At 50.1% G+C, this 20,803-nt stretch carries 22 protein-coding genes and 1 tRNA gene; 7 read left to right on the top strand and 16 right to left on the bottom strand.

Annotated elements, in window-relative coordinates; translation table 11 throughout:
- The first annotated feature begins 75 nt into the window (after positions 1-75).
- Positions 76-1,209 carry a coiled-coil domain-containing protein gene (locus tag BD_RS09635; protein WP_011164554.1) on the top strand — a complete coding sequence of 378 codons (1,134 nt, stop codon included), beginning with the start codon at positions 76-78 and terminating at the stop codon, positions 1,207-1,209.
- Here BD_RS09635 and BD_RS09640 read toward each other — a convergent pair.
- Entirely contained in the window at positions 1,206-1,532 is a 327-nt protein-coding gene (locus tag BD_RS09640) for an STAS domain-containing protein (protein ID WP_011164555.1), read from the bottom strand. The two genes, BD_RS09635 and BD_RS09640, sit on opposite strands and share 4 nt — an antisense overlap.
- A gap of 124 nt (positions 1,533-1,656) precedes the next feature.
- Here BD_RS09640 and BD_RS09645 point away from each other — a divergent pair, with 124 nt between their 5' ends.
- On the top strand, positions 1,657-4,065 hold the full coding sequence (locus tag BD_RS09645) for an LPS-assembly protein LptD (protein WP_144313832.1): 2,409 nt from the start codon (positions 1,657-1,659) through the stop codon (positions 4,063-4,065).
- Here BD_RS09645 and BD_RS09650 read toward each other — a convergent pair.
- The 10 genes from BD_RS09650 to ffh all read right to left on the bottom strand — a co-directional run bounded on the left by BD_RS09650 (position 4,062) and on the right by ffh (position 9,965).
- Positions 4,062-4,400, bottom strand: a complete 339-nt coding sequence (locus BD_RS09650) for a hypothetical protein (RefSeq protein ID WP_050792914.1) — start codon at positions 4,398-4,400, stop codon at positions 4,062-4,064. The genes BD_RS09645 and BD_RS09650 overlap by 4 nt on opposite strands.
- A 32-nt stretch (positions 4,401-4,432) precedes the next feature.
- Complete coding sequence (locus BD_RS18505; protein ID WP_011164558.1) at positions 4,433-4,726, bottom strand: YraN family protein; 294 nt, start codon at positions 4,724-4,726, stop codon at positions 4,433-4,435.
- Between the two features lie 58 nt (positions 4,727-4,784).
- The gene (locus BD_RS09660) at positions 4,785-5,402 is read right to left on the bottom strand and encodes a ribonuclease HII (protein WP_048349745.1); all 618 of its coding nucleotides are present in this window, start codon (positions 5,400-5,402) and stop codon (positions 4,785-4,787) included.
- 164 nt (positions 5,403-5,566) lie between these two features.
- Positions 5,567-5,938: a 50S ribosomal protein L19 gene (gene rplS / locus BD_RS09665; protein WP_011164560.1), complete on the bottom strand. Its 372-nt coding sequence runs from the start codon at positions 5,936-5,938 to the stop codon at positions 5,567-5,569.
- 50 nt (positions 5,939-5,988) lie between these two features.
- Positions 5,989-6,573 (bottom strand): RNA methyltransferase, encoded by a 585-nt coding sequence (locus tag BD_RS09670; RefSeq protein ID WP_011164561.1) that lies wholly within the window; start codon positions 6,571-6,573, stop codon positions 5,989-5,991.
- Positions 6,566-7,393, bottom strand: coding sequence for a tRNA (guanosine(37)-N1)-methyltransferase TrmD (gene trmD / locus BD_RS09675; RefSeq protein WP_011164562.1), 828 nt, complete (start codon positions 7,391-7,393; stop codon positions 6,566-6,568). Before trmD ends, BD_RS09670 begins: the two co-directional genes overlap by 8 nt.
- Positions 7,386-7,904: a ribosome maturation factor RimM gene (rimM, locus tag BD_RS09680; protein WP_231839123.1), complete on the bottom strand. Its 519-nt coding sequence runs from the start codon at positions 7,902-7,904 to the stop codon at positions 7,386-7,388. The genes trmD and rimM overlap by 8 nt, the downstream gene beginning before the upstream one ends.
- A gap of 108 nt (positions 7,905-8,012) precedes the next feature.
- Positions 8,013-8,252, bottom strand: a complete 240-nt coding sequence (locus tag BD_RS09685) for a KH domain-containing protein (protein WP_038446499.1) — start codon at positions 8,250-8,252, stop codon at positions 8,013-8,015.
- Positions 8,253-8,316: 64 nt separating this feature from the next.
- Positions 8,317-8,565, bottom strand: a complete 249-nt coding sequence (rpsP, locus tag BD_RS09690; RefSeq protein ID WP_011164565.1) for a 30S ribosomal protein S16 — start codon at positions 8,563-8,565, stop codon at positions 8,317-8,319.
- Between the two features lie 68 nt (positions 8,566-8,633).
- Positions 8,634-9,965, bottom strand: a complete 1,332-nt coding sequence (ffh, locus tag BD_RS09695; RefSeq protein ID WP_226988149.1) for a signal recognition particle protein — start codon at positions 9,963-9,965, stop codon at positions 8,634-8,636.
- A gap of 230 nt (positions 9,966-10,195) precedes the next feature.
- Between ffh and BD_RS09700 the strand changes: the two genes are divergently transcribed.
- Both BD_RS09700 and BD_RS09705 read left to right on the top strand, forming a co-directional pair.
- A complete protein-coding gene (locus tag BD_RS09700; protein ID WP_011164567.1) occupies positions 10,196-10,465 on the top strand; it encodes a hypothetical protein in 270 nt (89 codons plus the stop codon).
- A gap of 349 nt (positions 10,466-10,814) precedes the next feature.
- A complete protein-coding gene (locus tag BD_RS09705) occupies positions 10,815-11,318 on the top strand; it encodes a hypothetical protein (RefSeq protein WP_011164568.1) in 504 nt (167 codons plus the stop codon).
- A gap of 54 nt (positions 11,319-11,372) precedes the next feature.
- Here the strand turns inward: BD_RS09705 and BD_RS09710 are convergent, their stop codons facing one another.
- The 4 genes from BD_RS09710 to BD_RS09725 are packed head-to-tail and all read right to left on the bottom strand — an operon-like array spanning position 11,373 to position 14,928.
- Complete coding sequence (locus BD_RS09710; RefSeq protein ID WP_041583546.1) at positions 11,373-11,627, bottom strand: hypervirulence associated TUDOR domain-containing protein; 255 nt, start codon at positions 11,625-11,627, stop codon at positions 11,373-11,375.
- 6 nt (positions 11,628-11,633) lie between these two features.
- On the bottom strand, positions 11,634-12,407 hold the full coding sequence (locus BD_RS09715) for an ABC transporter permease (protein WP_011164570.1): 774 nt from the start codon (positions 12,405-12,407) through the stop codon (positions 11,634-11,636).
- A complete protein-coding gene (locus BD_RS09720) occupies positions 12,404-13,321 on the bottom strand; it encodes an ABC transporter ATP-binding protein (RefSeq protein ID WP_011164571.1) in 918 nt (305 codons plus the stop codon). Before BD_RS09720 ends, BD_RS09715 begins: the two co-directional genes overlap by 4 nt.
- The gene (locus BD_RS09725) at positions 13,321-14,928 is read right to left on the bottom strand and encodes a peptide chain release factor 3 (protein WP_011164572.1); all 1,608 of its coding nucleotides are present in this window, start codon (positions 14,926-14,928) and stop codon (positions 13,321-13,323) included. Before BD_RS09725 ends, BD_RS09720 begins: the two co-directional genes overlap by 1 nt.
- Positions 14,929-15,229: 301 nt before the next feature.
- Between BD_RS09725 and trhO the strand changes: the two genes are divergently transcribed.
- Positions 15,230-16,282 carry an oxygen-dependent tRNA uridine(34) hydroxylase TrhO gene (trhO, locus tag BD_RS09730; protein ID WP_011164573.1) on the top strand — a complete coding sequence of 351 codons (1,053 nt, stop codon included), beginning with the start codon at positions 15,230-15,232 and terminating at the stop codon, positions 16,280-16,282.
- Between the two features lie 85 nt (positions 16,283-16,367).
- Here the strand turns inward: trhO and BD_RS09735 are convergent, their stop codons facing one another.
- Entirely contained in the window at positions 16,368-17,339 is a 972-nt protein-coding gene (locus tag BD_RS09735; protein WP_011164574.1) for a hypothetical protein, read from the bottom strand.
- 137 nt (positions 17,340-17,476) lie between these two features.
- Between BD_RS09735 and BD_RS09740 the strand changes: the two genes are divergently transcribed.
- Positions 17,477-17,553 (top strand) — tRNA-Met (locus BD_RS09740).
- Positions 17,554-17,706: 153 nt separating this feature from the next.
- Positions 17,707-20,802, top strand: a complete 3,096-nt coding sequence (locus tag BD_RS09745) for a beta strand repeat-containing protein (RefSeq protein WP_011164575.1) — start codon at positions 17,707-17,709, stop codon at positions 20,800-20,802.
- The last annotated feature ends 1 nt before the right edge of the window (position 20,803 follow it).

Below are 20,803 nucleotides of genomic sequence, written 5' to 3' on the forward strand. Positions count from 1 at the left end.
TACCTTGGTTTGACTAATTATGTCTCATCCTGAGAACATGGACCTAGGGCGACCTAGACTTCATGGAGGAGGGCTATGGAAACCGAATCTTTCCAGACCGCGAAACTTGGACATTTAGACTTTGATTCACCCCGGGAAAACCAGCCGGTGGGCAAGATCCCATTGCCTGACGAACTGCCCCGCCAGAATGATTTCAGCCATCTCCCAAAAGAGATCCTGAAGTCCTCCACTGTTGAAAATCTGATTTCACAAAATGAAGACCTGATGGCCCGCCTGAAGGTGACTTTGCGCCGCTTGTCCCTTTTGGAAACTGAAAATCAGAAGTTCAGCGAAGAAGCCAACAAGGCCCGCCTGTCCCAATCCTCTGTGACTGATCAAATTCTGGTCTGGAAGGAAAAGGACAATCTGTGGAGACAAAAAGTCGACCAACTGGAAAGAGAAAAAGAAATCCAGTCTGAAAAACTGCGCGCACTGACCGAAAAAACACAACACATGGCCACCGAACTGGCGCGCCATGAAAAATATCATGAGCGCATCAAGACCCAGGTGAAGCCTTATATCTCGGAACTGAAAGAGTACTCCCGCACCCAGGATTTGCGCCTGCAGGAGCTGGAAAATGCCTCCAGCCACAAAGAAGCCCAGCTGCGCGATCTGCGTCATCAAATCATCGAGGTGACCAAGAATTCCCGCTATCAAGTGGAAGCTTCCGAGAAAAAAGCTCAAGAGATGGTTCACTTCTATGAAGAACAGATTGAACGTCTGACCAAGGAAGTCGCACAGCTGCATCAGATTCAGGAAGAACTTGAAGTAAAATCCATCAAACTGCACAGCGCTTTGGAGCGCCAGGACACTTTGGAAAACGAAGTTGTCACCCTTCGTCGCAGCAAAGAAGAGCTCAAAGACCGCTATGAGCAGGAAATCTCCCGCCAGCAGGAACGCATCAGCGAGCTGACCCGCCAGAATCAAAAACTGGGTGTCGAGCATGCTGATTTACAAATCCGCGTGGTGGAAGATCAGGAGAAAATCCAAAGACTTGAAAAAGACCACTATCAGGCCCAGGAACAACTGGAAAGCCTGAGATATATGTGGACTGCCAAGAATGAGGAAAACGAAAAACTCAAGGTTGCAGCCGCTGCTTTGGAGCGTTTGAACCTTGAGCTAAGTCAGAAACTCAACGAATTGCGTAAACAGGACGGGCCCACAGCTTAAAAGCTTTGCAGGGCCCCTTCGATACTCTCGTGCACTTCCAGACTGGCACACTCAGAGAACGAGAAAAGACGCTGGAAGTCCGGAGTCAAACCCGCGATCTTCACACTCATGCGGCTCCCCGCATTCAATTCATTCAAGACACCAAAGAAAGACTGAATCCCGGAAGACCCCACAAAATGCAGGTTTTTCATGCAGAATACGACTTTGCGGTCGGAGAAATTCTGCAGGCAGGCTTTTTTAAAGGACTGAGTTTTTTCGATTTCAATGCGACCGCTCAAAGACACAACAGTGATGTCACCGTCGAGCACGAGTTTGACTTCCATGTTAAAACCTCTTCAACCTAAGTTAAGTGTTCTAACTTAACGGCCAAAATCTATGACATTTTGAGTCCAAAAAGAGACTAGTTTCACCTCGACAAAGGCCCTAAAGCATCCCTAGAATACTTTGGTGCTTCGAAGCTGGATCGTCTTGATTTCATTTTTGCTGGTGACAGTGATGTCATCTTCTTTTGCCCTGGGTGCAGAACCCATGGCGAAGATCCATGATATGTTGATCAACGCCGACAGCATGTACCGCGACACCGAAAAAGAAGTCGTGGAGCTGGAAGGCAACATCCAGATCGTCTACAAAGGCCAGCACATCAAAGCCGACAAAGCCATCACCTCGCTGCGCTCCCGCCAGGTGGAACTGTACGGCAATGTCGAAATCATGGACGCCAAAAACACCATCGTGGGTGATCAGGTGTTCCTGGATTATGAAAACAACACTGGCATGATCTATAACGGTTCGGTGCAATCCGGTCCGATCATGTTCTCGGGCGACGTTTTACAGAAAACCGGCGAATCCGAATTTGTTGTGAGTTCTGCTGATTACACTGCCTGCACCAACTGCCCGGCATCCTGGAGTTTCTCCGGCACCACCGTGCGCGCCGAACTGGGTGGCTATGCTTACATCAAAAATGCCGTTCTGCGCTTTGGCCATGTTCCGGTTTTCTGGATGCCTTATCTGATTGTCCCGCTGAAAAGTGACCGTCAGTCCGGCCTTCTGACTCCGACCTTCGAAGTTTCCGACAAAGGGGGCTTTGCGATCTCCCAACCTTACTTCTGGGCGATTTCCCGCAGCACCGATGCGACACTCGAAGTAAAAGACTATGCCAAGCGGGGCCTTAAAGGTCTGGTTGAATATCGCTACATGCTGAATGAAAGTTCGGGTGGCACGATGAACTTCGGCACCATCTTTGACCAGGCGTTTGCACAAGATGATCGTTTGAATTTATACCGCCCGGCCACAGAAAAAGGCGATCCTCTGGAACGCTGGTTCCTGCGCTATGACCACTATTATGACATGCCCGATGGCATCGTTCACCGCGCCCAATTGAACTTGGCCAGCGACCTGCAATATCCGAAGGACTTCCCGACTGAGACCATGAACCATGGTGACTCGGCGATGGAAAACCGCATGTCTTTCACCAAGAACACTCTGGATCAGCACTACAGTGTCGATTCATCGTACTATGTGAACATGCTGCACGGAAACCCACAGGAGGGAAATGAAGACGCCGTTCACCGCATTCCTGAACTGCGCTTCTCGCAGACCCAGGAAAACATTGGCGAGACCAATTTCATTTATTCCCTGAATTTAACCTATGTGAATTTCACCCGTGCCGGTCAAGCCTATGACGACATGACCGAACAAACCATCAATGGGAACAAGATCCGCTTCCCGACTAACACCTGCAACGACCCGCGCTGGGAGGATAATCCCAACTGCCGTCGTGTGTATGATGGATCTTACAATCCGGGTCTGGATCAAATCCGCACCGGCCAGCGTCTGGATTTCATGCCGGCCCTTTACTACCCGATTAAGTTTGGCGAAGGCCTGGATGTGATTCCGGCAGTCAGCTATCGCGAAACCCATTATGGATTCAACATCGACGAAGACCAGTACCTGGCTCGCCGCTATATCCGCACAGAAATCGGCGCACGCACAAACCTGAGCCGCATCTATGGCGACACTGTCAACTCCAAGGCCACCCGCTATAAACACGAAATCATCCCGGAAGTGACCTACACGCGCCTGCCGTGGGTTTCTCAGGATGACAACCCTTTCTTTGGCACGGGCTCGATCTCGGATGCGCCCTATACGGCCCGCGACAGTATCACGGATCTGGATATCGCCAGCGACTATGGCGTACAGTTTGACTATTACGACCGGGTCTATGACAGAAATCTGGTGACCCTGGCTCTGATCAACAAAATCACCGAAAAGCGCTGGATTGGCGAACGCCCCGAATACCGCCAGGTGGGCTATCTGAAGCTGGCACAATCCTATGACGGCACCCAGGAAAACAAAGTCGGGGTAAAAGAACCCTGGTCCGATCTAACCGCCACACTGGATGTGCGCCTGGATCGCTTCCAGACTTATTCCATCTTCAATTACTTCCCCTATCAGAACGTGACCAATGCGTCTTCGCGTGTGCGCTTGCTGAACGATATGGGGCAGTTCTTCCAGGTGCAGCTGACCCGTCAATATAAAATCTCTCCGGGGCAAGCTGTGAATACCAGTGATCGCCAGGAAGATTACACATTCTCGGCGGGCTTTACTTCCAGATTCATCAACTTAATGGGCAAGTTCGTATACGACGCCAACTGGGCTGAATCCACCACGCGCGACCAAGTAAAGTCCTGGGCCTACATTGCGCAATTCAAACCACCAGGTGATTGCATGATGATCACCTTCATTCACGATCAGGTGACCGGTGGTGACACGAATTTCAAATTGAATTTCGAATTCACATTCGATGGAAATCCAAAACCGGCCCTGCCGCCGGAAGCTTTGGATTCATACGGATTCTAAAAGTCCAGAACTGTGGCAAAAACTTGAGCACCCTCAAGCTGACCTTTTTCAAAAGTCGGCGCGATGGCAAAGTCCGGCTGCTGAGACAAATCCGGCTGTTTGTTCATAGAGTAAACCCCGTAAGCGACTCCCGCATACAGACCCAATGAAGCTCCGCGAGCCACGTTGTTCCAGCTCTGGCTAGGCTTGTCTTCAACCGCCAGACTGACGACACCGACTGCCGCCCCACCCAGCGTTCCCCACGCACAACTGGTCAGGAAGCGCTTCAGGCTTTGCGCCTGGACGGATTGAGTTTGAAGCAGAACCAGAATCAAAAGTGGCAGGATTTTTCTCATAAGACATTGTCCCCCGAAAGCGGGGTTTTCAGTCAATCACTGATATCTTCAAAGACCGTGATCTCACCGTCTTTTGTGACAAAGGCCCAGTGAATTTCAACCAGCACATCCCAGCGCGCCGCCAGAAAGAGCATCGCGCGCACCAAGCGGGCTTTTTGTTTTTTGGTGATTCGGAAAGGCTGAAAATCAGACAGGTTCGTGGTTTTAACCTCCACCATCAGCAAAGTCTGCCGGGGAGTTTTAAAAAGCAGATCCACTTCAGCAAAAGGAGTCTTCACCCTCTGTCCAAGCAAATGACAGCATTTAAGCTGATAGTATTTGATCACCAGGGCTTCAGAATAAAGTCCCCGTTCATGCGCCCAGTACGTCGGACGCCCGGAGCTGTTAAACGTATTCTTTGACGCCCGCGAAGGATCTGCGGTGAGCGATACACGGCCCGTGGTCGACGATGCTTTGTTTGTGAACCGGCGTGGAGTAGCCTTTGTGAATTTCGAATCCATAGTGCGGATACTTCACTCCCAGATCTTTCATCAGACGATCCCGGGTCACTTTCGCAACAATGGAGGCCGCCGAAATTGGCGCCACTCGCAAATCACCTTTCACAATGGTGCTTTGCTCAAAACCTTTTAGATTCGGAATCTTTTTGTTGCCGTCCACCAGGACGTGACCGCTCTTCACTCCCAACTTTTCCACCGCGCGTTTCATCGCCAGCAGTGAGGCATTGAGAATGTTGATTTCGTCGATCTCTTCCACAGAAGCAGAACCGATGCCAACAATGTGTTCTTTTAAAATCAGATCCGCCAGCTCTTCCCGGCGTTTTTCGGACAGAAGTTTTGAATCCGTGACCAGATCATTCAAAGCATCAGACTTGAAGATGACTGCTGCCGCATAAACAGGTCCCGCCAAGCAACCGCGCCCCACTTCATCCACACCAATAATCGGAGCCGGAGAAAAGTCGCGCCATTCAATTTTTGGGAACTCTATTTTTTCTTTTTTTGCCATGCGGATGCCTCGATGCTTAAGGCCTGCAATGATAGAGGGAAACAGCAAGACTGGTCACTCAAGATTTGAGTGCGTCAGACGCTGATACTGTTCAGAAAAAACAAAAGACCCGGAATCGTAAAATCCCAGGTCTTGTGCATAAAGCTGTATTTAGTTTTAAAAAACTACTCTGCTTTGGAGGAAACCAGCTCAGATTCAATCTTAGCTGCTTTACCTTTAAGAGCGCGAAGGTAGTAAAGTTTAGAACGACGTACTTTACCTACGTTTACGATCTCAACTTTATCCAAAGCTGGAGATGCGAACGGGAAAGTTCTTTCCACGCCAACACCAGCGGACATTTTACGAACTGTGAAAGACTTCGCAGCACCAGATCCTTGGATCTTAGTTACGATACCTTTGTAAAGCTGAACACGCTCTTTCTCACCCTCTTTTACTTTAACGAATACGTTAACAGTATCACCAGAGTTGAAGGACTGAATGTTTTTGTTAGCAGCTTTAACACTAACGCGACGAACGAGGTTTGTTTCTTTAGCCATTGCTTAAAATCCTTATAGCAGTCAATTTTCACAAAAAGTAAAACAAGGGTCTACCATGGACCCATGACACGGTCAAGACAGATACTTACGGCAGATCTTACTGAAAGATGCCGATAATCTTTGGGGGGAGCACCCCTAATGCTCTCCAGAACCCCTGACGAGGATCTGATGAGGTCTTCCGTCAAACCGAAGCCTGTTCCAAATAACATAAAAACTGGCTTTTTGGCCACATGCATTTCGTTGCGCAGCTCGGCAAACGAGTACTTATGCTTCGCCCACTCCGTACGGGCCGTTGTCGCGATCGTCAGAGCTTCCGGGACATTCCAGTCCTCAAACGCTTTTTCGACGCTCTCAACCGCCTTTACGTTCCCCAGGGCGGTCTTTCTCATGGGGTTGAACTTCGACCCCTGGCCGGTGCGCCAGTGATCCAGAACACGATCCACGAACATCAGCTGCTCTTTCATGGGATGGATGATGTAATATTTTTCCACTCCGAAGACAGTCGCCGCCCGGGCGATGTCATGGATATCGAAATTGGTGATATTGGTGGCCACCGTTTTTTGTTTGCTGTCGCGGACCGGATAGTGAACCAGTCCAATCGCCAAACGGGGCACGTAAGGTGTTTCTTCAGCCATTGAAGCTTTCCTCATTCAGATCCTCAAGACCCAAAACTTCGCGATCCTGAGGGGATAGTTGCTGCCAGAACTTAAAGAGCTCCTTCAGGGGCTCTGCCGTTTTTTTCTTTTTTAGGGCGCGGTATTTTTCCCGTTCTTCCGCCAGATAGATGATGAACAGATCCGGGCGTTTTTTTAACGTCACCAGCGCCGAAACTTTTTCTTTCCAATCAGCGATCAACTTGTGATTGCCGCTCAAAAGAACTTCGGGAACATCCTGTCCTAAGTACTCGCGAGGACGGGTGAAATTGGGATGCTCCAGAAGACCTTCTGAAAAACTGTCTTTGTCCGCTGAATCCACATGCCCCAGCACACCCGGAATAAAACGCGACAGCGCATCGATCACCACCAACGCCCCCAGCTCCCCGCCGGAAAGCACATAATCCCCGATGGAGATCTCTTCATCGACATAGGTGTTGATGATTCGCTGATCGATTCCGCCGTAGCGGCCACAGATCAAAACCAGATGCTCTGCCTGGGACAATTCTCGGGCCTTGTCATCAGTAAGGACTGAGCCCTGCGGAGACAGGTAGATGACTTTGGAATTCTTATGTTGCACTTTTTGAATGGATTTTTCGAGGGTCTCAGACAACATGATCATGCCGTCACCACCACCGAAGGGACGATCATCCACAGTGCGGTGCTTGTCGGAGGCAAACTCGCGCGGGGTGTGCGCCTGCACCGACAAAAGATCACCCTTTAATGCCTGCCCCAGGACGCCGTGAGACACCGCGCCCTGGATCATCTCAGGGAAAAGAGTGATCACGTCGATTTTAAGCATTTTCGATATCAAAAAGCCCTTCAGGCAAATCCATCACGACAGCCTGATGTTTGAAGTCGATTTTTTTGATGAAAGCATCCACGAACGGAACTTCCGCAGTTTTGCCATCAGTCGTTTCAACCACCAGCAAATCCTGAACACCGTTAGAGGAAAAACCAACGATTTCGCCCAGTACGGTTTGTTCTGGGTTCTTCAACTTGAAGTTTTTAATCTCAGACAGGAAGATGGTTTCACCTGGTTTGGACACCATCAGTTCGTCGTCGATGAAGAACTCCATGTGCTCCAGACCTTCAGCGGCAGTGCGATCCGCCACTTCAGCGGCTTTCACGATCAGACCTTTTTTGAAAGGCTTGGTGCGCTCAACAGTGAAAGTTTTGATTTCATCTGAATCCTTGGCTTTTAGACCGAAGGTTTTCATGCGTTTTGCCCAGGCAATTTCACCAGAGAAGACCAATACATAAAGGTCTCCTTTAAGGCCGTGAGCTTCGCGGATTTTTCCTACCAATTTCATTTTTGACTCCAGCAAGACAGACTTAAGTCTGTCAGCACAAATAAGAAAGGGGTCACCTGATTGGTAACCCCTTCCATGAGAATTAACTCTAAATTTACTTAAACCAAACTATTCAACGATATCCAGGTGATAACGCTTGTTAAGCTTGGTGCCAGCTGCGCGGATGATAGTTCTCATTGCAGCAGCAGTTTTACCTTGCTTACCAATCACTTTACCAAGGTCTTCTTTATCAACCTTTAAAGCAAGAAGTGTGGTTTGCTGACCAGGGATTTCATCAACTTCGACATTTTCAGGTTTGTCCACCAGGGACTTCGCCATGAACTCAACGAGGTCTTTCAAGCTATCCATATTTACCCCCACAGATAGTACCTACCTGATCTAGTTTAGCAAAACCAAGTAGGAAGCCAACAACTTATTTAGCTTGAGCCAATTTGATCACGTGTTTTACGCGATCTGTAGGTTGAGCACCTTTTTTGATCCACTCTTCAACTTTAGCCAGATCAAGCTCAATCTTTTTGTCGTTACCTTTTGGAGATGGAATGTAAGTTCCAAGAATATCAAGGAATTTACCAGTCACATAACGACGGGAATCCGCTACAGTAACGCGGTATTTAGGTTCATGCTTAGCGCCCATACGAGCCAAACGAATTACAACTGCCATTTCTAAACCTCATGTATCAAAAACAGTAAGTCCAAGTTTGTACTTGGATCGTGGTTAAATATCAAGCCCTAAAATGGAAACTTCATTCCGCCCCGGCCCATACCCATTTTCATCATACCGCCCATCATCTTTTTTGCATCCTCAAACTGCTTTATAAGCTTGTTCACGTCCTGAACTTGAGTTCCGCTCCCCTTCGCGATCCTTTGACGACGCGAAGCGTTTAAAATCTTATGGTTATGACGTTCCTGGTAGGTCATGGAGCGAATGATCGCTTCAATCTTTTTCATTTCTGCATCCGGAGGGGTCATATTTTTCAGCTGTTTGCTGAGCTCCCCCATGCCCGGTAAAAATTTCAAAATACTTTCAAAGCCGCCCATCTTCTTGAGCTGCTGGATCTGAGTCAGGAAATCCTCCAAAGTGAACTCATTCTTCATGAGTTTCTTCGCGGAATCACGCGCAGACTTTTCATCGATGACTTCCTGGGCTTTCTCAACCAAAGACAGGACGTCGCCCATATCCAGGATACGGCCGGCCAGACGGTCCGGGTGGAAGACTTCCAACGCCGTGACTTTTTCACCGATACCCAGGAATTTAATCGGAATCCCGGTGACTTCGCGGATCGACAACGCCGCACCACCGCGCGCATCCCCGTCCACCTTGGTCAGAACCAAACCGGTCAGATTCAAGCGCTTGTGGAAGCCCTCAGCCACATTCACGGACTGCTGACCCAGCATCGCATCGGCCACCAACAGAATTTCCTGCGGAGTCCAGATCTCTTTCAAACGGCCCAGCTCGCCCATCAGGTCTTCATCGATCTGCAGGCGTCCCGCGGTATCGACGATAACCACCTCGACCATATTGTCGCGGGCCCATTGTTTGGCCTTTTCCAGAATTTCTTCAGGCTTCATGCCCACTTGGGTTGGGAAAGTCGGAATGTTGTTCTGCTTACCCAAAACCTGCAACTGGTCGATCGCCGCCGGACGATAGATGTCGGCCGGAACCAGACCCGGTTTTTTATTCAGCTTCTGACGGATATATAGAGACAATTTCGCAGCAGACGTGGTTTTACCCGCCCCCTGCAAACCCACCAGGAAGATCACGCTGGGATTTTCACGGACATTGATATCAACCGCGCCGCCACCAAGAACGTTCACCAGTTCGTCATGGACGATCTTTACGAACATCTGGCCGGGATTGACGTTGGTCAGAACATCCTGACCCAGGGCTTTTTCCTTCACCTTGTCGATAAAGGTTTTCACCACTTTGAAGTTCACGTCGGCTTCAAGAAGACTCAGACGGATTTCCTTGATGACTTCCTCAATATTGGCTTCGCTGATCTTATGCTGACCGCGGACCTTTTTAAGGCTTGTCATGATTTTATCTGATAGATTCTCAAACATGTGAAACTCCTGAAGGATCATTCTTTATAACAAGTCCGGCGGAATGACAAAGAACCACACTTAACGCGGCGCGCCCCGAGTGCGGGTTTACAACTTGAAATACTGACGCCCCATCGCCAGAAAAAACAACCAGGCACCTTTTCTAACTGGGAATAATATACTCCGGCGGAGCGTCAATCCATTCTTTCTCCATGCTTTGTGTGTATGAGAGTTCGCAAAGGGGCACTTTTATGAAAAAAATTGTACTTGTTTCTGTATTGGGGACTGCTGCAATCGCAAATGCGCAGACAGGACTAAGAACGACTCACTCTACGACAATGGAAGGTCTTCGCGACGCCCGCAAACAAATGGAAGTTCAGACTGAAAATTCCATCTTGGAAAAACTGGAAGCACAACGCATGGAAGACGAAAAGAAACGTTTCCGCGAATTCGACTCTTTGAACTTCAGCGTGGTGAACGACGACACACAAACGTCCGCACCGACGACTTCATCCTTCTAAAAAACCGGATTTTCGCGGATTTTTTCGAAACACTTCCTGCGCATTTTTGCCAAACGATTGTTTCACAAAATCCCGCGACTGCGATCTCGATTTAACTGAAAAATGGGCGTAAAACTTGCGCCCATTTTTTATTTCTTTTTTGAACCTCTACACGTTTGAAATGGTTTTTTTGTTGGAATTCTGTGGATACACACGGAAAGCCACGGTTTTTTCGTGTCAGTTGCCAATTACATTTTTGTATTTAGACCGTTCCACGAATTTCTTACTAGGTTTTGTCGTGCGCTTTTGGAGTGTTTTGCTCCTTTTGCGAAACAAACAATAACCACACCAATTTTGGTAAGGAGTTCCAATGAAAAAGGTTCTATTCACGATGGCCGCAATGCTGGTTTCTGTCAGTGCTCACGCCGTTCACCAGGGCAGTTCCTGGTCTGAAATCTTTGCGTCCCGTCACGCGGTTGTGACCCACGGATATGCATTGGGCGGCATCAAGCTTGAAAATGCCTGTATGACTGACACTGAAATCCGCTCCATCACACCAACACGTGAGTGCGCAGAACTGGTGCCTCGCCAGGTGGGCAATCCAAACAGTGAGCAAGGTGGCTACACTGAGTGGGTTTGCGCCCGCTATGAAACTACAACCTTGGCTGTTTCCCGCAGCTACGAGCAACCGGTGTGTGAAGAGTTCACTTCTGCCAACGGTGAGCAAACTCCAGAGTGCACCCGTTTTGGTTCCAAAATCGTGACAGTGCCACGCACTATCGACACCCAAGTAATCATCACTCGCGGTGAAGCGGACCAGTCTTTCTGGAAGCGTTTCACCTTCCCTACTTGTGAAGGCGTTTATCCTCACTAAAAAACAAAAAGCCCTGAAGTTTCGTCAGGGCTTTTCCAGTTTCCAAGGGTCGATTTAATTGTCCGCAAAAATCTTGAATGGACCCTTGGTTTTCTTAAGAGGTTGCAGTTCGGTATGCAGCTTCAGGGCCTCATTACCCGCGTCGGACTTAACAAGATAAGCCGGCTTTTCCGGACTGCCATGGCGGGTGATTTTTTTGCCTTTAATGGTCCGGGTGACTGATTCCAGATACACTTCTTCAACTGTACCTGTAATGGCTCTGCCGAGCCACTGCCATTGAATTTTGTCGTGCACTTTAAAGGGCTTCATAAACACCTACCAGCGCTGGAAAGAGCCTTTGCGCAAAGAAACCAAAGCCACCGCATAGAACACACCAAATCCGATCAGTGAAATCACGGCGGCTGTCCAGACATTCACATCACTCACGCCCAGTATCCCGTAACGAAGTCCATTGATCAAATATAACAACGGATTCGCCTTGGAAACAGTCTGCCAGAAGGGATGCAGATGTTCGATAGAAAGGAATACTCCCCCAAGATATGTCAGCGGCAGCAAAATGAAGGCCGAAAATGCCGAAAGCTGATCAAAGGTGTTCGCCCAAAACGCGATGCTGATCCCGATCATGCCAAAGATAAGTCCCGCCAGAACAACAAAGAACAAAGCCGCCAAAGGATGGGCCACCAGCAGCCATTCACCCTGCTGATAGTACATGAACAGTGAACCCACCCCATAGGTGATCACTGCCACAATACTGCCGCGAACCAAGGCCCCCAGACTCATGGCCCAGATGATCTCCTGATCTGTGATCGGCGCCACACGCAGATCCTCCAGATCGCCAGAGAATTTCGAAGACACTATCGACGAGGATGAGTTCTGAAAGGCGTTATTGATTAACCCCATCATCATCAGACCCGGGATCAGGAAACTCAAATAGCTGACACCCTGATGGGAGGCCATCTGCTGGCCCAAAGACACACCAAAGATCAAAAGGTACAGGAACGACGAAATAAACGGCGTGATCACCGTCTGCACCAGAACCTTCAAGAAACGCGCGATCTCGCGCTGAAAAATAGTCACAAATCCGGTCATGGCGACACCTGCGGTTCTTTTTTCGCAACAAGTTTCAGGAAGGCATCTTCAAGACTGCCCTCCTCGATCTGAATATCAGCAATCTGGGCCGTGGGAATGCTGACTTCGTTCAGGAACTGCCCCACCGTTTTATTCTGCGGCACTACGAAACAGTATTCCTTTCCGTCAACCTCGACCAGATAGTCGGATTGAATCGGTTGTTTTTCAGTCAATAGCACACGGATTTTTTTATGCGTGTATTCACGAATGATCGCTTTGGTGTCCCCCAGGACCACCAACGAGCCCAGATTGATGATTCCGACGCGGTCACAAAGCTGCTGGGCTTCTTCCAGATAATGCGTTGTCAGCAGAATGGACATACCTTCGTTGCGCAGCTCCTGCACAAACTTCCACAGGTCCTCGCGCAAACGGATATCCACACCAGCTGTCGGCTCATCCAAAAGCAAAAGTTTGGGATTGTGCACGAGCGCTTTAGCAATCATCAGACGGCGCTTCATGCCCCCGGACAACTGCTTCACTTTTTTATGGCGGTGTTCATACAAAGACAGCTTTTCAAGAAGAAAATGAATGCGTTCTTTATTGTTGCGCAGACCATAGTATCCGGAATGGAAGGTCAGAATTTCTTCCACATCAAAGAATCCGGAATTGATGATTTCCTGGTGCACGACACCGATTTGTCTTTTGGTGAACATCGGGTCTTTAGCCACATCCACACCAAACACCTTCACCGTGCCGGAACTTGGCTTTTCAAGAGTGGTGATGGTCGAGATGATCGTGGTTTTTCCCGCCCCGTTCGGACCGAGAAGTCCAAAGATCTCTCCCGGTTTTACGGTGAAGGACATTCCTTTCACCGCTTCCACCGTGCCGCCTCGGTAGGTTTTTCTTAGATCTGTAATCTCTAATGGCAAAATCATTATCTAGCTCTCGATATGCTAGTGTGGAATTCAACTGTTGGGTTTTCGCGTTTTAGCCAGTTCAAGTCCCATTCCTGATTTACCAGAACAACCGGGTTGTCCTGCAGGTCACGGAACATGTTGGCGCCGCCCTTAAGATCCGTAACTGGTTTTCCGTCTTCAGTGCGCGGCCAGCGGGCCACACCGTATGGCAGACGGCTCAACTTCACTTCCAGGTTGTATTCATCCTGCAGGCGACGGATCAAAACTTCGAACTGAAGTTCACCGACCGCGCCGATGATCGGATCCTGATGACCAACGATAGGATCGATAAACAACTGAATCGCACCCTCTTCAGACAAGTGATTCAGGGCCTCGTTCATCTTCTGACGTTTCAAGGCATCACGCACGGACAGTTTGCCGAACAGTTCCGGTGCAAACTTGGGAATGTCTTCGAAATGAACTTTACCAGAAGCATACACACAGTCCCCGATGGCAAAGTTTCCTGTGTCACCCACCCCGACGATATCGCCCGCGTAGGCATCATCCACGGTTTCTTTATCAGCGGCGACGAACTGACTGGCGTAAGAAAGTCTAAGTTCTTTGTCATGACGGGAGTGTTTCACCTTCATGCCACGCTCAAATTTACCAGAACAGATACGGATAAAGGCAATACGGTCGCGGTGACGCTTGTCCATATTGGCCTGAATTTTAAAGACAAAACCCGAGAAGTTCGCGTCACATGGATCCATGTCCTTACCGTCCTTCAAATGGCGCGGCTGGGGACCTGGAGCGTACTTGGTGAAGAACTGCAGGAATGTATCCACCCCGAAGTTCTGTTTGGCAGAACCAAAGGTCACCGGCGAGATCGTGCCGTTCAGGAATTCGTTCACATCAAATGGCGGCAACGCACTTTCAATCAGATCCAGCTCTTCCAGGACCTGGTCCGCGGATTCCTTGTCCAGATAGTCGTAAAGGATTTGATCGTCTTTGCCTTTTTCAAATGGAATGATTTTGTAGTCTTCCACTTCTTCACGGCGCTGATCGTAGATCCAGATTTCTTTGGTCAGACGGTTGTAAATACCACGGAAACGCTGACCGATACCCAGAGGCCAGGTCACCGGATAACATTGCATGTTCAAAGTCTTTTCAACTTCATCAATCAAAGTCAGAGGATCTTTCCCCTCACGATCGAGTTTGTTTACGAATGTGAAAATCGGAATCTTGCGCAGGCGGCAGACTTCGTAAAGTTTTTTGGTACGTTCTTCCACACCCTTGGCAACGTCGATCAGCATGCAGGCGGATTCCACGGCCATCAAGACTCGATAAGTATCTTCAGAGAAGTCTTTGTGCCCCGGTGTATCCAACAGGTTCACACGCAAACCATCGAAATCAAAAGTCATCACGGACGATGTGATAGAGATCCCTTTTTCGCGCTCCATGGCCATCCAGTCCGATGTCACAGCCTTGGTCCCCTGCTTGCCCTTTACTTCCCCGGTTTCGTGGATCACGCCCCCGTGATAAAGCAATTTTTCTGTCAGCGTGGTCTTACCCGCATCCGGGTGAGAGATGATCGCAAACGTGCGGCGACGCTGAATTTCTTTTTGGATCTGAGGAGTGACTTGCATTGTGGAATCTTTCCTTTGAAAACTCCTTTTTACGGGGAAATCCGACGGGTTACAAGCATTTGCCGCACTGCCCTTGGCGCTAGAAACCCTCCTTGGGTGGATTTGGGCCCAACCTGACGGCGATCATGCCCAAAACCGGGCAATTCATACAGACTTCTCCTCGTTTTCCGGACGGATTGCAGAGGCCCCCTTGCGCCAAACCGCAAAAGCCCTTATAACCGTCCGACTACTTTGAACTCCCCTTGGTTTGGAGCCAAGCTACCCGGACGCTCGCGCGCCGGCAGGACACGAAGGTGACACAATGTCTGAATCGCTGAACTATTATGTTACGGCCTATTATCGTTTTACTAAACTGGCGGATCTGCCAGCCATCCAAAAAGCTCTGGAAGACAAAGCTGAAGAACTTAACGTCAAAGGACTCGTGATCCTGGGCGATGAGGGCTACAACTCCACATGCGCAGCTTCTTCGATCGAATCCTTCGAAGCCTGGAAAACCTTTATCCGCGAGTACTTCAATTCTCCGGATCAGTTCTTCAAAGATTCAGAATCCACGAAGTCTCCGTTCCGTCGCTTCAAGGTCAAAGTCCGCAATGAAATCGTGACCACGGGTATTCCTGGCGTGATGCCTCCGGAAGGTGTGAATCATCACCTGTCCCCGACAGAGTGGAACAAGGTCATGAAAGAAGAAACTGATTACGTCATGATCGACACGCGCAACTGGTACGAGTACAAAATCGGCACCTTCAAGGGCGCGCTGAATCCGAACATTGAAAAGTTCACCGAATTCCCGCAATACATCGAGGCCCAGGGCATCCCTAAAGACAAAAAGATGCTGATTTTCTGCACCGGCGGTATTCGTTGTGAAAAAGGCATTTTGGAACTTCAGGACAAGGGCTACAACAACGTCTTCCAATTGGACGGCGGTATTCTGAATTACATGAAAGAGTACCCGAACGATCAGTTCGAGGGTGAGTGCTTCGTCTTTGATCATCGCGTGGCGGTGGATCAGAACCTGCAACCGACCACCAAATTCGGCTTGTGCCCGCACTGCGGCCAGCCTTCCACGATCAAGATCGAATGCAAACGCTGTGATGCCCATGAATTGATCTGCGAAGACTGCATCAAAGTCGAATATGCCAAGGACACGTGCTCCAAGAACTGTGCTTACCAGTTGGAAAAACATCCGGCCCGCAAAGGTCAAAAACAACTGGTGCCTTTTGAAATCGAAAAAATGAAGGCTGAAGGCAAGGACACGGGAAGCATTCCTCAGATCCGTGTCACTCGCACAAAGTATATTTCACTGAACAAAAACGGCGAAGCGGAAACCCGCTCCACCAAAGAAACTGCTGAGTAGGCGCCAGCCACAGTGCTGCAGCGGCGGTAGCAGGCGACAGCCACAGTGCTGTAGCGACGGCAGTCGCGAAAGCTGAAGTAGCTATCTATTTTCCTGAGGGGGCTTTCTGAGCCCTCTCAATATCCCGCGCAAACAAACTGACAACCCAGGAATCATTCACACCCACACGGGTGCTGTTGAACTGCACTTTCACCTTGGAGCGATAAGCGGGGTCATAACCGATCGCCTTGGCATCAAGACCTGCGCTATTTAAGAACTTGGACATCTCTGAAGCCGCTTCGTCAGCGTTGAACTCGCCCCCGGCATTGATGTTTTTTTCCATCTGATCACAGAAATCCAACGTCGCCGAATCGCGAGCCAGCTCAGGTTTCGCAGCCACGGCGCGCGCCAGATAGTGCATGTTGTAGCTTTTTTGCAGAATCTGATCCATGTCGGCCGTGTGCTTTTGCAGGTAATCTCCGGCGCGATAGATCTCGTAATAGAACTCTGCTTTTTTCAGCAGACCTTGATCATTTTGTGCATCTGCATTCATGATCTGCTCCACCACCTGTTCCATTCCCGGCGCGCGGAAGATAAAACGCAGGATCGGCGCAGCCGTTTCAACCATCGGGTCATGATTCCCATCCGACAAACTGCTGAAGAAGTATTTCGCCGAAGCATTCTGCGGATCACGCAAAAGACCGCTTTGCGCTGCTTTTTCAAGGTTGCGACAGCCATCTACCAAAGGTTTGCGCGGGTCCGCAAAGTCCTTCAACAAAACATCCACGGTGTCTTGTGCCAGCTTTTGTCGTGCATTCAAGGCTGGTGTGGCAGCTGGTAAGGCTGCCGCTGCTTCTGCCACGTCAGCAGAGTTGTCGGAATAGCCTGCGACTGTGGACTTCCCAGGCTCATTGCTGCTTGCATGAGCAGTTTTTTGCAGAGCCGGCGGAGTCAGGGCTTTTTTAAGATCAGAAGCTGAGGGAAGTTTGGAAAGACCCCAGAACAAGAAGCCCAACAGACCCACTGCTGAAATCACAAAGCTGATACCCAGAACTTTTAACAAGTTTTTCGCATTCATATTTACGCCTCCTGCAACACAATCGAACTGAATCATGAAATGCGAGCACTGACAATGATACGTGGTGCTATATTAGAATTATTAATAATGAGGGGTTGACCCCTCGGCGCTTTGCACCTATACCTATGTTTCCTTGTCGCGGGGTGGAGCAGTCTGGTAGCTCGTCGGGCTCATAACCCGAAGGCCGTAGGTTCAAATCCTGCCCCCGCAACCAATAAAGGCTCGATGGTAAACCATCGGGCCTTTTCCATTTCTGGGTCTCACTCTGAAACAATCCCGCTCCGACCATGAGACAGACTCGAGATAAGCACCCTTAATATCACAATTGCCACTTCATCTTTGCTGACCTTTTACCGAAAAGGACAGCATGAGGCCCTTGAACGTACCATTTGCCTTCATACTCCTCGCTTTCTTTGCGACCGGATTTGCGCATGCAACACCGGGCACTTTGACGTATCAAGGACGCATCAAAAACACACAAGGCTCTCCGCTGGAATACAATGGTGTGATCTTTGAATTTTCCATCACAAATCCTCAAGGCACCTGTGTCATGTACCGCGAAACCTCCCCCGCTCTGGATATGCGCAATTCCGCGGGGGTGTTCGATGTTCCCATTGGTGCCGGAACTAAAATCTTCCCTGCCATTCCCGCCTTTAAATTACTGGATGTTTTTGAAAACAGCGGCTCTTTCAATTGCGAGGGCGGAGGCTCCTACGCACCGGTCGCAGATGATAAAAGACTTCTGCGAGTGCAATTTTATGATGGTGTTGGCTGGCGCCTGATCACTCCGGATGCCGACATCCGCTCGGTCCCCTTTGCCGCTCAGGCGAAGGTGGCCCAGTCGGCCCACAAACTGGGGACTCTGCTGCCGGGTGATGTTCTGGAAAAAGCCAGTCTACCACTGTGTCCCGCTGGCCAATATCTTCGTCACGTCGCTCCTGCTGGGACTTTCCTGTGCGAAACGGCCGTGGTCTCCGGCGCGAATGTAACCGGCAATATCCCGGGCACTGCCGCTGGATTCAGTGGCAGTTTGGCGGGGGATGTGACCGGAGCGCAGAGTGCCACCTCCGTGGATCGCATCAAGGGAACTCCCGTTCTTAACTCCGGCCTGGCCGCGGGTAAAGTGCTAAAATACGACGGAACCAACTGGGCACCGGCCGATGACAATTCCGGCACCGCGAACGCGATCACTGCCATGACTGGTGATGTGTCGTCTGCGGGCAATCCGACGGCAACTGTCACACTCAACAGCAATGCAGTCACGACAGCCAAAATTCAAGACGGAGCGGTCAACTCCGCCAAGATTGCAGATGGTAGTATTGTTAATGATGACATCTCTGCAGGGGCTGCAATTTCAGACTCGAAACTTGCCACGATCACGACCTCTGGCAAGGTGTCTGGAGATGCCATCACAACTGGCACCATCGGAGGCTCCACCGCTATCAACACCAGCGGTCTTATCCGCACCTCGGGTGGTCTGCGGCTGTATTCTGGCACAAACTATATCGAGCTGAAGGCTCCGACCCTTGTTCAGAACAGCAGCTATGAACTCCCCACTGCAGATGGCGGCAATGGTCAGGTGCTCACCACAGACGGGACCGGCAAGCTGTCCTGGACAACGATCGTCAACTCCGGCGGCACAGTCACAGGTGTGACCGCAAACGCCCCCTTGGCAAGTACTGGAGGGACTGCGCCCGTGATCTCTCTGAATGATTCCGGCGTGGGCGCAGGCACTTACTCTAAAGTCACCGTTAACAGCAAAGGCCTGGTCACCGGTGGAAGCAATCTGACAGCAACAGAACTTCCCAATCTCGCGGGTGATGTGACATCCACCGCGGGACTGAGCAACAGCAAAGTTGAAAAGATTCAGGGTGTTTCTGTGGCGTCGACGACACCGGTCATAGGGCAGGTGTTGATGCATGATTCCAGCAAGTGGAACGTGCAGTACTTCGGCTTTGGGCAACTGCGTTCCACAGTCACAGGCAATCCACAGATGCCCGCAACCTGCGCCACAAACAACAAAACATTAAACTGGAGCGCAATCACAGACACCTTCACGTGTGTGGATATCGCCATTGCCAACACCCAGGTGAGCGGATTGGGAACAGCTTCCACTAAAAACTTTGGTGCCGCTGCCGGCAATCTGGTCGAACTGGATGGTTCAGGAAAAATCCCGGCCTCGCTCCTGCCCGCTTCAGCCTTTGCTGATGATCTTGGAAATCATACGGCGACGACACACTTGAATTTGGCCACCTTCAATATCACCGGAGCAGGCAAAGTCTTTCTATCGGATGGCGCCGCGAATTCTCCATCGCTGACATTCACCGGCAGCCCCTTGACAGGATTCTTTAATTCCTCAGGAGCTCTGGGCTTAAGCACTTCCGGCTCGGAACGGATGCGGATTGATACCAGCGGCAATCTGGGGCTGGGGACCGCGGCCCCAACTTCCGCTTTACACGTCGAAAGAACTCAGGATGCAGACACAACCGTCCAAGTCCGCAACACCCATGACACCGGAACTGCGGCGGGAGCACGGTTCATTGCGAGCAACGAAAAAAGTGGCATTTGGTTTGGTATCTCTGGAACCTCCAACACCAATACGGGATTGGGCAGCCCGGGAGATGCTTACATCTATAATGCCGCAGGCACAGCGACTGGGAAGAACCTGAATGTTATTAACAATCAAACCGGCAACATTCATTTCTTTGCCGGATCAACAGCAACCGGCACACCCCGGATGACCATCACGAACACGGGCCTTGTGGGAATCAACACTGCGGCTCCCCTGCAGAAATTGCATGTTGAAAATGGAAATATGGTGATCACAGGAACCGCGCCTGCGTATCAGTTGAAAGAAAACGACACCACGGACCAGAACTGGCAGATGGGCATCAATAACGGCAACCTGCGTTTCGCGACCCAAAATGATGCTCTGAACTCTTCATCGGACAAAGTGGTCATTTCACAGGCTGGAAATGTCGGTATAGGCGCCACGGCTCCGACCGCAAAATTGGAAGTCGCGGGAACCATTCATTCCACTTCCGGCGGAATTAAATTTCCAGATGGTTCCGTGCAAACAACAGCAGCCTCTGGCGCCGCCACGTGGACAAGCTTGGGACTGACCAGTTTGGGTGCCGTTTCCATGACCACCACCACTGAGCAAAGTTTCACGCTCCCCGTTGCGGCCCAAACCGCCTCACAAATTCTGGTGTATCTGCGCTGTCACAGCGGAAATGCCTCAACAACCGGAGCGGACGACATTCGGATTTACACCAAAGAAGGGGCTGCAACTTACGATCACTATCTGCTGATGTTCCCTTATGCGGGACAAGGGGCTGTCGGTTACAATTCAGATTCATTTTGGCTTCCCAAAACGTCCGACAACAAAATCTATCTAGCTCATTCCATGGCGCCCGGCTCCGCGAATAGCGGCTGCAACTTTTATATCACCGGATACAAATAAA

It is taken from the genome of Bdellovibrio bacteriovorus HD100, assembly GCF_000196175.1.
Taxonomy (GTDB): domain Bacteria; phylum Bdellovibrionota; class Bdellovibrionia; order Bdellovibrionales; family Bdellovibrionaceae; genus Bdellovibrio; species Bdellovibrio bacteriovorus.